Source organism: Streptomyces sp. NPDC059696, from assembly GCF_042733745.1.
Lineage (GTDB): Bacteria > Actinomycetota > Actinomycetes > Streptomycetales > Streptomycetaceae > Streptomyces.
Genome location: NZ_JBHWFG010000010.1, coordinates 76,120 through 88,461, shown reverse-complemented (window position 1 = coordinate 88,461; position 12,342 = coordinate 76,120). Strand labels below are relative to the sequence as shown.

Below are 12,342 nucleotides of genomic sequence, written 5' to 3'. Positions count from 1 at the left end.
GAGCGGCGCCACTCTCGTTCAGCCGGCAGGCGCGTCACCGCCCCTGCCGGCTGTTCTGTTGCGCCGCAGGGCGGTGACTGCGCCGAGTACGGCGCCGACGGCCAGGATCGCCAGCCCGCGCAGCCACACCTGTGTCTCGATCTGCGTGGCCAGCAGGACGCAGGACCCGATGCCCAGCACTGGCAGTGCGGTGGGAGCCCTGAAGTGGTCGGTCTTGCCCGGGTCGCGGCGAAGGACCAGAACCGCCGTGTTGACCATGAGGAAGACGACCAGCAGCAGAAGGACCAGGGTGGACGCCAGGGTGGCGACGCTGCCGGTGAGTGACAGCAGCATCGCCAGCAGCGTGGTGACCGCGATCGAGGCCCATGGCGTACGGCGGCCCGGCAGCACCTTCGTCAGCGCGGCGGGCAGCAGGCCGTCCCTCGCCATGCCGTAGGCCAGGCGCGAGGACATGATGCCGGTGAGCAGCGCGCCGTTGGCGACGGCGACGAGTGCGATGGCGCTGAACACGCGGGGCGGGACGCCGCCCGCCTCCTGCACGACCTCCAGCAAGGGCCCGCTCGACTCGGCCAGCCGGGAGGTGGGTACCGCTGCGGAGGCGGCGATGCCCACCAGCACGTACACGGCCCCGGCGGTGGCGAGGGCGCCGAACAGGGCGCGCGGGTAGGAACGCCTGGGGTCACGGGTCTCCTCGGCGACGTTCACCGAGGTCTCGAACCCGACGAAGGAGTAGTACGCCAGGACCGAGCCGCTGAGCACGGCCGCCGCCGCCCCCTTCTCCGGCGTGCCCAGCTGCACGAGCCGCCCCATGTCACCGTCGCCGCGGAGCAGCAGCCACGCGCCGAGGGCGACGATGACGACCAGCCCGCCCACCTCGACGACGGTGGCGACGACGTTGGCCCGGGTCGACTCCTGGATGCCTCGCGCGTTGACGAGGGCGAGCAGGGCCAGGAACAGCACGGCCACGAGCCCCACGGGCAGGGTGACGAAGGCCGACAGGTAGTCGCCGCCGAAGCCGCGGGCGAGGGCCGCGACGGAGACGAGACCGGCGGCCAGCATGCAGAAGCCCGCGAGGAATCCGGCGAACGGCCCGAAGGCGCGTGTGGTGTAGTGGGAGGCTCCGCCCGCCCGCGGATACTTCGTCGCCAGCTCGGCGTAGGAGGCAGCGGTCAGCAGGGCGAGCAGAAGCGCGACGACCAGCGGCACCCACACCGCTCCCCCGGCGTCGGCCGCGACCTGGCCGATCAGGACGTACACGCCGGCGCCGAGCACGTCACCCAGGATGAAGAAGTACAGCAGCGGGGTCGTCAGCGCGCGCTTGAGCGCCGTTCCCTCCGGTGCGCCCGCCTGCTCCACCGACTGTGCCGTGCCGCTGGTCTCTGCTTCTCTCGCCATACCGCGTCGTGTCCCCCATAACGGGGGACGCACGCTCGGTGATGACCGCGGGGCGTGTGGGGAGGCGGTTCCGGCAACGATCGTGGGCCGGGGCATCCGGCCGCGGCAGTCGGCCCCCGGCCAATGGCTCGTTTCGCACCCTGGTACGCGGGTCGGGAACCGGGCGGGCGGACAGATCGGAGGGGTGGGCCGGCCGGTTCTGCCCTCCCTGGCTGCCGTGCGGGCAAAGGTCTGCGGACCGGCCTCCGGGCCCCGTGAAAAACCGGTCGCGCACCCTCTTCGAACTGACGTGAAATCATCCGTCCGGCTAAAGCCGCCTCCCCATATATGCACCTACCAAACGTATTGATGGTGCAGAAGGGTGACGCTACGCTCGCAGACACCGTTGACGCTCTTACGTCCGTGGCCGGAATTTCAGGACGACGGGGCGAGGGAAGAAAGCCGACATGACGTCGGCTCGCATTTTCGACGGGTCGACTCACACGGGGGAAAAATTGGATACACGGCATATCGAGGCATTTCTGGGCGCCGTGGACGCGGGAAGTGTGACACGAGCGGCGAGCCTGCTCCAGGTGACCCAGCCCACGGTGACCAATCGCATCAAAGCACTGGAGCGGTCGCTCGGTCTGACCCTGCTGGAGCGCCTTCCCGGCGGTGTCCGGCCGACGAGAGCCGGTCACTCCATCCTCCGACAGGCCCGCGAGATCGTGCGGCTCAGCGGTCACGTGCGGCGTATTGCCGACTCCTCTCACACGCCGCAGGGGAAATTCTGCGTCGGTGCGCCGGAAAGCCTCATCAACCACCGGCTGCTGCCGCTCATCGAATACTTGCTCCTGCGGTATCCCGACATGGACGTGTCCCTGCGGCTGTCCACGCCCCAGGAAGCTCTCGCCATGCTGCGCGACGGGCAGATGGACTGCGTGTTCATGATTGGAAGCGCGGCGCCGGACGAGGACCTGGAGCGCTGCGACCTCTGCCCCGAGCCGTTCACCCTGGTGGCCGCCGGGCGACCGGGCTCCGGCCGCTCGGGCCCCGGGAAGGCGGTGTCGTCGATACTCGTCACCGCCGATCTCGACGTCCGTCACTGCGGCGGGCTCCTGACCGAGGTCGAGTCGACGCTGCGGGCGGGGCGGACCCTGAAACTCGATTCCATCACCGCGGTGAAGCGCATGGCCGAGAGCGGCATAGGCGTGGGACTCCTTCCCGAGATCGCCGTCGCCGAGGACATCGCCGACGGCCGGCTCCGCCGGGTGGTGGACTGGCGACCCGCCACCCCCACCTACACACAGGCTCTGTGGCGGCGCGACGACGCCGGGCACCCGACCCTCGACGCCGTGCTGAAGGCCGCCTCCGACGTGGTCGGCGCAGGCTGACCGGGCCCGCGACGGGCCCGCGGCCCCACTGCGGAAGCCGCGGCGCCCACGGGCCGATCAGGCGGCGTCCGTGAGGAGTCGGTCGCGCAGCCGCCGGTGGTCGGTCTTGCCGTGCTGGTTGACGGGGAGGCTGTCCACGATGCGCACCACACCTGGCGCCATGTACGCGGGCATCGAGCGCAGGCAGAACGCGCGCAGATCGCTCTCGGCCGTACCGGCGGCGTCGTCGGACAGCACGACGAACGCGCTCAACTCGGCGTCACCGTCAGGCCCTTCGTACACCACGACGGCCGCCTCGCCGACGTCCGGATGGGCCAGCAGCCGCCGCTGCACCTCGGCCGGCTCCACACGGTTGCCGCGGATCTGCACCTGGGAGTCCCGCCGCCCGCAGAAACGCAGTGTCCCCGCGGCGTCCCGGTAGGCCAGATCGCCGGTCCGCAGCACGCGCTGCCCTGAGCGGGGCTCCAGCGGGTCGGTGACGAGGACGGCGTCCGTCGCCTCGGCGTCCCCCCAATAGCCGGTCATCAGGGCCGGGCTGCGCAGGTACATCTCGCCGACGACGCCCTCCCGGCCCACGGGCGCCCCCTCGGCGTCCAGCAGGAGGATGTCGGTGCCCTGGTGTCCGGCGCCGATCGACAGGTGCGTGACGTCGTCGGGCAGCGGGTCGGGGACCTCGGCGAAGCTGGCTGCCATGGATTCCGTCGCCCCGTAGCAGTTGATGAGGCGGATGCCGGGCCGCAGGCGCTGGAGGTGGCGCAACTCGCCGAGCGGGAACTCCTCCCCGCAGAAGAGCACTCCCCGCAGATCCGGCAGATCGGCCAGTTCGCCGGGGATGTGGCGCAGCGACTGCCGCCAGATGGACGGCACGCCGTTGACGTGGGTGGCCCGGGTGACGCGCAGCACCTTGAGGAACCTCGTCGGCCAGCGCAGCAGGGCCCGCGGGACGGGAGCCACCGCCGCTCCGCCGCCCAGCGCCATGCCGATGTCCAGCAGCGAGAAGTCGAACTGGAGCGGCGAGGTCGACGCCACGCGGTCACCCACGGACACGAACTCCTCGGCCAGCATGCCCCGGTAGAAGGCGACGACGGACCGGTGGCTCATCACCACGCCCTTGGGCCGGCCCGTGGTGCCCGACGTGAAGATGATGTAGGCGGTGTCGGTCGGGGTCACGGCGCGCCGCAGCCGCTTCCGGCGCACCGGTGGGCGCGGCACCTCGATGCGGCCTCCGCCGAACCGGCCGTGCCCCACGGCCGCGCCCGGTGCTCCATCGGCGCTCAGGCACAGCGCGGGCTCGGCCAGCCGCTCGATCGTCTCCCGCCGTTCGGCCGGCGTCTCCGGGCTGACCGGGACGAAGGGCAGACCGCGCGACGAACACGCCAGTACCAGGGCGACGGACTCGGCGGACGTGTCGGACACCACCATGACGCGGTCGCCGATCCGCAGGCCGAAGCGGTCCAGTTCGGCGGCATACCGCTCGGCGGCCTCGCGCAGGCGGCGGAAGGTCGTCACCCGTTGCGCGCCGTCCGCGTACTCCACCACGGCGGGCTGGTCGGGAAGCGTGGCCGCGGCGGCCAGGAGGAACTCGTCGAAGCGTTCGTCGGGCCGGTGGGTCACGGCGGGTGCGGGAGTCGCACGCATGGTCTCTCCAGGTCAACGCAGGTTGTCGGTCTCGGCCGGGGCAGGTGGCACGGGTGTGGCGATGTGCGGTTCACCGGTGACGAGCACCAGCGGGGAAGCGGGGGCGACGGTGAGATGACGTACGGTGCCGACCACCAGGACGTGGTCGACCGCGGTGCAGGTCTCCGTGACGTCGCAGGTGATCACGAGAGCGGCGTCGTGCAGGACGGGCACGCCCCGGAGCACGGCGTGCGGGGTGTCCCGGAAGCGCTGCGCGGGCGTGCCGGTGGCGAAGCGCCCGACCAGCGGACCCTGTGTGTGGGACAGCACGTTGACGGCGAAGCGCCCGGCGCCGAGCAGGTCGCCCACAGTACGGCCGCCCGCGCCGAAGGCCAGCAGCACGCTCGGCGGCGCCACGGACAGCGACATCAGCGAGGTCGTGGTGCACCCCACCGGGCCGTTCGGTCCGAGGGCGGTGGTGACGGCGACGCACTTCGCCAGACCGGTCATCGCCGCACGGAAGAGCGCTTCGTCCACCCCCGTCTCGACGGGCGGGGCCGACTGGTGGGCCGACGTCTCAACTCCGAGCACGGCTCACCTCCGTGCGGGTCGAGAGCCCGGCGAGGGTGTCGAACGCCCGCTCGACCACACCGGTGCGGGATCGTCCGCGCCGTGCGGAGTCGGCGGCGAAACGCAGGGCCTTGGGAAGCTGCGTCCAGGCGTCGGCCAGGCCGGGGTCGGGATCCGCCCCCAAGCGGTGGAGGTGGTGGCGCGACGCTGCCCACACGTCGTCGACGTGCCGCTCCAGCAGGTCCCCGTCGGAGGTGAGGCGGTCCCGCAGGTGGGCGAGCACCTCTCCCGGCTCGCGCAGCCAGGTGCCCGGCCACTGCACCGGGGGGCCGCTCGGGGCGGTGGTGTCCCGGCGCAGCCAGCGGTAGGCGTCCGTGGGGCCGATGTCCGCGGGCTCTCCCAGGGCGTGCACGTCCCGGTTGCGGACGGCCGGGTCGAGCGGCCCGACCGGCGTCAGCGCCCGGCGCAGCGCGTGGTCGTCGAGCACGTCCGCGTACGGCAGTTGCTCGCCGCCGGGCATCAGGGCGTGGAACGGGTCGCTCACCCGCCACCCGTTGGTGGCGTGGGCCAGCAGCAGGAACCAGTGCGGGACGGCGCGCACCCCGTGGTGCGGCGACCAGGGGAGGTGGAAGGCGTTGCCCGACACGATCACCTGCCCCTGTTCGGCGAGCAGGCCGGTCAGTGCTGCCCGGGCCGACGGCCAGTCGGAGCGGTGGTCGTGGACCAGGGTCCCGCCGTCGATGCGGTCGTGGTGGGAGAAGGCGAGTGTGCCGTCCGGGGCGTCGGTGCGCACCCACAGGTGCACCGCCTCCGCCAGCCGGTCGGCCGCCGTGCCTCCCAGGTACTCCACCAGCGCGGTGGAGTAGCAGGACAGGGCAGGTGTCATGGTGTCGCCTCCCAGGCGCAGGCCACGGGTACGTCGGTGAGGTCTCGCACCTTGCGCCAGCGCAGTCCGCGCCAGTCACCGTGGTCGAGGTGCGGGGGCACGTCGATGCTCCAGGGGCGGCCCCCGATGCCGGTGCCGTCGGTCTTCACGCAGGCTTCCTGGACCGTCCAGATCTCCGTGAAGACGGTGTGCCGCAGGGGCTCCGGCAGGCCGAACAGATGGTGGGTGTAGGGGGCTGCGCACCGGCGGACCATGGCGTGGCCCACGTGGTGGGGCGGCATCTGCACGTCGACTCCGACACGGCGGCCGGGCGCGACGGCCACGACGGTGTGTTCCCCGTCGTGGGAGATGCTGATGCCGGGCCGGGCCGGGCCCGCCAGGACCGGTTTGCCGTTGTGGCCGGCCACGATCCGCGCCCCGGCACCGTCCGGTGCGACCTCGGCGAGCAGCTCGCGCAGGAGCGCGCGTCCCCGGAGGAGCTGGCGGGAGCGCCAGGCCGGACGGCCGCGTGCCGCGGCGTGGTCGGCGGGGGTGAGGCGGCCGGTGGACGCCTCACCGGTGGCCGCCCACACTCCCGGGCCGATCTCCAGGACGTTCACGGCAGCTCCCCGGGACCGCTCTCGGCGGCCGTCCCGGCCACGATGCCCAGGACGACCTCGGTCGTGCCGCCGCCGATCCCGAACAGGGCCGCCTGCGCCCGCAGGTGTTGCGGGCCGCCGGTGCGGAAGCCGTGCGCGCCCTGGAGGTGGGCGCACACGTCGAGGACGTGCTCGACGGTCTCGGCGGCACTGGCCTTGAGCAGCGCGGCGGCCGCGGTGTCACGCCGGGCGGCGACCGCCTCGGTGAGGCTTTCGGTCAGGGCGCGGTGCTGACGGGAGCGCAGCAGTGCGCCCGCCCAGCGCCGGCGTATCTCCTCCCGCTCCCACAGGACTCCGCTGCCGTGGCGGCGTTTCCCCAGGTACCGGGCGGTGTCGCGCAGCACCCGGTCGCACAGGGCGACCGCCCACAGGGCCCCGGCCAGGCGCTCGGTGGCGATGTGGGCCGCGAAGGCGCTGAGTCCCCGGCCGGTGCCGCCCACGACGTGATCGCGGGTCAGCCGGACGCCGTCGAAGGTGAGGTGGCCGGTGCCGGATCCGTCGAACAGTTCCGTCTCGGCGGGCCGCACCCGCACGCCGGGTGTGCCGGCCGGTACGAGCACCCAGGTGAAGTTGGTGAAGTGGGGGCCCGGCCGGTGGCGGGCGAGGACGAGGGCGGCGCCGCACGTCGTCGCGTTGGTGATCCAGCGTTTGGTGCCGTCGAGCCGGATGTGGTCCCCGTCGAAGGAGACGCGCGTGTCCAGTGCCGCCAGGTCGCAGCCGGAGTCCTCGTCGGTGGCGGCGAGGGCCACGACGGTGCGGCCGTCGAGGCTGTCGCCGAGCGTCCGGGCGACGGGGCCGGTTCCTCCGGCCAGCAGCGGCAGGCAGGTGGCCAGGGGGACGGTCACGGCCAGCGTGGAGCCGACGCCGAAGCGGTGGTCGACGTCCGTCAGCAGCGCGCCCAGCGCTGCCGCGTCGACGCCCCGGCGCGGGTCGTTGTCGCGGTAGACGCCGGCCAGCCGGTTCTCCGTGCCGAGAACGCGCCACAGGTCGGCCCCGCTCGCGTCGGCGGGCAGTGTGCCGAGCCGGGAGCCGGCGGTGGTGGGCTCCCGTACCGCGAAGGCGCTCATGCCGCCGCCCTGCGGTCGCCCTCGGCGGCGCCCGCCCGCTGCACCGCGGCCCACAGACTGCCGGCGGTGGCGAAGGTGCTGTCGTTGAGGTCCTCGTCCGGGAGGGAGACCCCGAGCCCGTCCTCGATGGCGAAGAGCAGGTCGATGGCCTTCATGGAGTTCAGGCCGAGGTCGTGCAGACGGCTGTCCTCGGTGAGGGGGCGGTCCCCGAGGTTGGGGAGGAAGGGCGTCAGCAGGTCGATGAAGGGCTGGTTCACGGCTTCTCCGTCGGGTGGGTGGTGGTGAGGGCCGGCTGGGCCGGGCTCAGGGTCGGTGGGGTGCTACGGCGAACACCTCGTGGTCGGCGGTGAGCAGGGACGCCAGTTCGGGCAGCAGGTCCCCGGGGACCGGCCGGCCGCGTTCGGCGCGCCGCTGTGCGATGAACGCGGTCGCCGTGAGCCGGTCCCAGCGGCGCAGGTGGTCCCGTGCGTCCAGCCGCTCTCCGAGGTGTTCGCGGTAGGCGGCGTGCAGATGCCGGGCCCGCGTCAGCAGCCAGGTCTCCGCGGTCAGCCGGCGCAGGGCGGCGAGCCGGTCGGGGTGGGCGGTGTAGGCCTCCACGTAGGGCGCCGGATCGTCCAGGCACAGCTCCGGACGGGGCGCGCGGTACTCGGGCTCGGGCGTCAGGCCGCAGGCGAAGGACGCGGTGGGCAGGCGCTCCCAGGGGAACGTCCACCGGCCGGGCCGGGCCGGGCCCCACGCGGTCTCGTTGTCGTACGCGTCCTCGACCTCGGCACCGTCGCGGTGCGCGCCGACCAGGAAGCTGTGCTCCATGTGTGCCCGGCCCGCGTAGGGCAGCCACGGCATGTCGTAGGAGTCGGCGACGGCGTAGACCACCGACGTGCGTCGGGCCAGGGCGCGCAGTCCGTCCGGGGGGACGCGGTGGGCGAGGGCGTCCGGCCGCAGGCCCAGGAGAGCGGCTCCGTCGCGCAGGTGCTCCTCCGGTGCGGGGTCCACCGTGGGCAGGCCGTCGGGGCCGGGCCTGGGCCGAAAGCGCAGGCGCGCCCCGAGCGCGAGGTGGTGTTCCGGTCCGTGCTGGCGGTCCGCGAGGACGGCCAGGTTGACCTGGACGCAGTCGAGGATCCCGGTCCGCACGGAGGCGGCCGCGGTGGCCGTCACGGGTGGGCCTCCACCCGTGTCAGCCCGGCGACGGCACGGGCGAGCGCTCCGTCGGGCGGGGACTGGTCCTCCACCCCGCCGTCGAGGAAGTGCTCGTAGGCCCCCAGGTCCAGGTAACCGTGCCCGCTGACGCACACCAGGACCCCGCCGACGGCGTCGGGCGAGGCCGCGATGCGTGCGGCGGCCGCCAGGGCGTGGCCGGACTCGGGCGCCGGCAGCACGCTTTCGTGACGGGCGAGCAGCCGGCCCGCGTCCAGGGCGTCCGCCTGGCTGACGGCCATGGCGTCGATGTCCCCGCTGTGGCGCATCGCGGAGACGAGCTTCGCCGCGCCGTGGAAGCGCAGACCCGCGGTGTGCGCGTCCGGGATCCGGTAGTCGCTGCCGATGGTGTACATGGCCTCCATCGGGCCGCTGCCGGTGGCGTCGGTCTTGTCGTACGCGTAGACGCCGCGGGTCAGTTTCGGGGTGCTGCTGGACTCGGCGGCGACCAGGCGGGGCCCGCTGCTGCCGGCCGCGCGGGCGTCGGCGTGGAAGGGCAGTGCGATGCCCCCGAAGTTGGATCCGGCGCCCACGCAGCCGACGACCGCTCCGATCTCGGCGTCCAGCTCCGCGAGTTGCTCCTGCGCCTCCAGGCCGATCACGGACTGGTGCAGGATGCTGTACGTCTCTCCGCTGCCGATGCAGAAGGCCACCTGGTCGTGTTCGGCGGCGTACTCGACGGCCTCCCCGATGGCGAGCGAGAGGCTGTTGCCGGCGGCCGGGTCCTCCTTGGCGGAGACCTTGGTCATGCCGCTGGGGCTGGCGTGCACCTCGGCGCCCAGCATGCGCATCAGGACCCCCCGGTAGGGCTTGCGCCGCAGGCTGGACTCGACCATGAAGACCCGGCAGCGCAGCCCGAACAGGGCGCACGCCGCAGCCATGGCGGTGCCCCACTGGCCCGCACCGGTGCCGGTCACCAGCTCCTTCACGCCGGCCTTCTGGTAGTAGTAGGCCTGTGCCAGCGCCGTGTTGAGCTTGTGGCTGCCGGAGATGTTGACGCCTTCGTTCTTGACGTACACGGGCACGCGAGCGCCGACGGCCTCCTCGAAACCGCGAGCACGCCACAGCGGGGTCGGGCGGTACTGCCGGTAGCGTTCGACGACCGGGGCGGGGATGTCCCAGTACTCGCGGGCGGAGACGCTGTGCCGGATCAGCTCGGTCGGGATGTTGATCTTTATCTCGCCGGACCCGTCACCGGAGCGGGGTGGTGTGCGGTCCGGCGGGAGGGGTTCGGACAGGTGGGGAAGGACACTGCGCCAGCGGGTCGGGACACCGTTCGTCACCGCTGCACCTCCGCGGACGTCACGACGTCGATCAGGTCCCGGACGGTGCGGAAGCTGCGCCCCACGAAGAGGTCGTCGGGCAGGATGACGTCGAGTTCGTCCTCGATCCGCACGAGCATGCCGACGAACCCGAGCGAGTTCACGTTCAGCAGCTCCCCGACGAGCGGTTCGTCGTCGGCGACGCGGTCGGGCGGGAGGGAGAGCCGCGACTCGGCGATGACCACCTTCTTGACGACGGTGGCGACGGCGTCGCGGTCGAGGGAAAGGTCCTGGGGCATGGAACGCCTTTCGGGAAGGAGGGGGGGCGGGTGTCAGCCGCGCAGCGCGCCGGCGCCGTCGGTGACGTAGCTGTGGGTGACCAGCGCGCCGAGCGTCACGGGGCCGCGCACGTGCAGACGGCCGGTGGCGATGGCGATCTCGGTGCCCAGGCCGAGGGTCGGGCCGTCGTGCAGCCGCAGCGAGCCGTTGACCACGATCATCGCGGCGTCGGCGCGGCGCCGGAACGCGTCGATGACGTGCCGGTCCCGGGCGATGACGCCCTCGGTGTGCCCGGAGCCGTGGCGGCGGACGTGGTCCAGTGCGGCGTTCTCGTCGTCGACCGGCACGACGGCGACGACCGGATCCAGGAACTCCCGGCCCAGGTCGTGCGCGGCGAGGGGTTCGGTCTTGAGCGCGGAGGGGACGAGAGCGTCCAGTTCGGGCGCCGTGTGCAGGGTCAGCTCCGTCTCACGGCCCGCCAGCCCGCGTGCGAGGGCATCGAAGTAGTCCCGGGCGACGGAGCGGTCGAGCAGCAGTGTCTCCACGGAGGTGCAGCCGGCTGGCTCGGGCAGCTTGCTGTCGAGCGTGGCACGCACGGCGAGGTCCAGGTCGGCGCTGCGATGGACGTAGAGGTGGTTGACGCCGCCACCGCCGGCGATCAGCGGGATGGCGCTGCTGCGGCAGTGCTCCACGAGTGCGGGGCTGCCGCGCGGGATGAGCACGTCCACCTGGTCGGGCCGCTTCAACAGGGCGCGCAGCAAACGGCGTTGCGGGTCGTCCAGCACGGTGACGAGGCCCGTGGGAAGTCCCGCTCGGGTGAGCGCGGCGTGCACGGCCCGTTCGAGGGCGGCGTTGGTGGCGGCCGTTTCCCTGCCGCCGCGCAGCAGTACGGCGTTCCCGACGGCGACCGGCAGCAGGGCGCCGTCCACGGTGACGGTGGGCCGCGCCTCGTAGACCATCAGGACGACGCCGAGGGGGCGCGGGACGCGGTGGACGTGCCGCGCGGCACCGCGGACGGGCACCTCCCTCTCGCCCACCTGGCGCAGTTCGTCCCGGGTCATCGCGGCGAGTTCGACCATACGGTCCCGGTGGACGCCGGTCAGACGCAGCCGCTCCACCAACGTGGGTGGCATGCCGAGCCGCTGGGCCGCCGCGACGTCCGCCGCGTTGGCCCTGGCGATCTGCGGCCAGTGGGAGCGGAGTTCCTCGCCGAGGACACGGCAGTAGAGGTCGTAGGCGGGGTCGCCCACGGGCGGGGCCGCGTCGAAGGCCGCGCGGGCCCGGCTCAGGAGGCCGTCAGGCATGCTGCTCCTTGGTGCTGGTGAGGAAGGCTCCGAGGTGGTCCAGGAGAAGGGGCAGCCGCTCGCCGTCGAAGGCGGTGAAGTGGTCGCCGGGCAGCGGCCGTACGGTCAGGTTCGGGGCCACCTCGCGCCAGGCGGCCAGGTGGTCGTCGTTGTCCTCGTCCGCGCACGGCATCAGCAGGGTGGGGCAGTCGTGGCGCACCGTCGGCCGGTAGGAGACGACGGCGTCGAGGTGCGCGTCGGCGGTGGCGGCGACCCGGTCGGCGGGGACGCCGCTGTCGTCGGCGGCGAGGGAGGCGTGGACCCGCTCGCGCCACCGTCGTGCGGCTGCCGGGTCGCGGTCGATGCGCGCGGCGGGGCTGTCGACCATCACGACCCGTGGCCGCTGCCCCTCCTCGGCCAGCCGGGCGGCCAGTTCCCAGGCGATGACGCCGCCGAGTGACCAGCCGAACAACAGCCTTGGTGGTGCGGGCAGTTCCGTGAGCAGCGGCCAGTAGCGGTCCGTCATGGCGGCGACGCTGCGGTCCGGCTCCTCCCCCGGCGCCAGCCCGTAGCCGCGCAGGGCGTGTACCGGGCCGGACCGGCGCAGGGCGAAGCCGACGCCCGTGTAGGCCCCGACGCCGCCGCCTGCGGCGTGGACGAGGACGCTGCACGCCCCGGGCCGGGGGCGGCCCATCGGCATGAGCACCGGCTGGGCGACGTCCGTGCGGCTCATGGGGTGCGCCCGCGGCGGGGGCAAGCGATCATCGATGATCTTTCC

Annotated in this window: 13 protein-coding genes; 1 reads left to right on the top strand and 12 read right to left on the bottom strand. The window is 73.2% G+C overall.

The features are described from left to right. Positions 1-18: 18 nt before the first annotated feature. Positions 19-1,395, bottom strand: a complete 1,377-nt coding sequence (locus ACFV20_RS13600; protein WP_385655866.1) for an APC family permease — start codon at positions 1,393-1,395, stop codon at positions 19-21. A 446-nt stretch (positions 1,396-1,841) separates the two neighbouring features. On the opposite strand from ACFV20_RS13600, the gene ACFV20_RS13595 reads away from it, so the two are divergent. Beyond that, positions 1,842-2,768: a LysR family transcriptional regulator gene (locus tag ACFV20_RS13595; RefSeq protein ID WP_385655865.1), complete on the top strand. Its 927-nt coding sequence runs from the start codon at positions 1,842-1,844 to the stop codon at positions 2,766-2,768. A gap of 57 nt (positions 2,769-2,825) precedes the next feature. Here the strand turns inward: ACFV20_RS13595 and ACFV20_RS13590 are convergent, their stop codons facing one another. Genes ACFV20_RS13590 through ACFV20_RS13540 form a run of 11 tightly spaced genes read right to left on the bottom strand, consistent with a single transcriptional unit; the run spans position 2,826 to position 12,297 of the window. Beyond that, on the bottom strand, positions 2,826-4,406 hold the full coding sequence (locus tag ACFV20_RS13590; RefSeq protein WP_385655863.1) for an AMP-binding protein: 1,581 nt from the start codon (positions 4,404-4,406) through the stop codon (positions 2,826-2,828). A gap of 12 nt (positions 4,407-4,418) precedes the next feature. Continuing rightward, the gene (locus tag ACFV20_RS13585) at positions 4,419-4,976 is read right to left on the bottom strand and encodes a flavin reductase family protein (RefSeq protein ID WP_385655861.1); all 558 of its coding nucleotides are present in this window, start codon (positions 4,974-4,976) and stop codon (positions 4,419-4,421) included. Further along, a complete protein-coding gene (locus ACFV20_RS13580) occupies positions 4,963-5,841 on the bottom strand; it encodes a hypothetical protein (protein WP_385655860.1) in 879 nt (292 codons plus the stop codon). Before ACFV20_RS13580 ends, ACFV20_RS13585 begins: the two co-directional genes overlap by 14 nt. Further along, a complete protein-coding gene (locus ACFV20_RS13575) occupies positions 5,838-6,440 on the bottom strand; it encodes a 4'-phosphopantetheinyl transferase family protein (RefSeq protein WP_385655858.1) in 603 nt (200 codons plus the stop codon). Before ACFV20_RS13575 ends, ACFV20_RS13580 begins: the two co-directional genes overlap by 4 nt. Then, positions 6,437-7,546 carry an acyl-CoA dehydrogenase family protein gene (locus ACFV20_RS13570; protein ID WP_385655857.1) on the bottom strand — a complete coding sequence of 370 codons (1,110 nt, stop codon included), beginning with the start codon at positions 7,544-7,546 and terminating at the stop codon, positions 6,437-6,439. The genes ACFV20_RS13575 and ACFV20_RS13570 overlap by 4 nt, the downstream gene beginning before the upstream one ends. Further along, positions 7,543-7,803: an acyl carrier protein gene (locus ACFV20_RS13565; protein ID WP_385655855.1), complete on the bottom strand. Its 261-nt coding sequence runs from the start codon at positions 7,801-7,803 to the stop codon at positions 7,543-7,545. The genes ACFV20_RS13570 and ACFV20_RS13565 overlap by 4 nt, the downstream gene beginning before the upstream one ends. A gap of 46 nt (positions 7,804-7,849) precedes the next feature. After that, complete coding sequence (locus ACFV20_RS13560) at positions 7,850-8,701, bottom strand: hypothetical protein (RefSeq protein ID WP_385655853.1); 852 nt, start codon at positions 8,699-8,701, stop codon at positions 7,850-7,852. Continuing rightward, positions 8,698-10,023 (bottom strand): TrpB-like pyridoxal phosphate-dependent enzyme, encoded by a 1,326-nt coding sequence (locus ACFV20_RS13555; protein ID WP_385655851.1) that lies wholly within the window; start codon positions 10,021-10,023, stop codon positions 8,698-8,700. Before ACFV20_RS13555 ends, ACFV20_RS13560 begins: the two co-directional genes overlap by 4 nt. Beyond that, positions 10,020-10,301 carry an acyl carrier protein gene (locus ACFV20_RS13550; RefSeq protein ID WP_385655849.1) on the bottom strand — a complete coding sequence of 94 codons (282 nt, stop codon included), beginning with the start codon at positions 10,299-10,301 and terminating at the stop codon, positions 10,020-10,022. The genes ACFV20_RS13555 and ACFV20_RS13550 overlap by 4 nt, the downstream gene beginning before the upstream one ends. A 33-nt stretch (positions 10,302-10,334) precedes the next feature. After that, complete coding sequence (locus ACFV20_RS13545; RefSeq protein WP_385655848.1) at positions 10,335-11,585, bottom strand: glutamate-5-semialdehyde dehydrogenase; 1,251 nt, start codon at positions 11,583-11,585, stop codon at positions 10,335-10,337. Beyond that, positions 11,578-12,297 carry a thioesterase domain-containing protein gene (locus ACFV20_RS13540; protein WP_385655846.1) on the bottom strand — a complete coding sequence of 240 codons (720 nt, stop codon included), beginning with the start codon at positions 12,295-12,297 and terminating at the stop codon, positions 11,578-11,580. The genes ACFV20_RS13545 and ACFV20_RS13540 overlap by 8 nt, the downstream gene beginning before the upstream one ends. Positions 12,298-12,342: the final 45 nt, after the last annotated feature.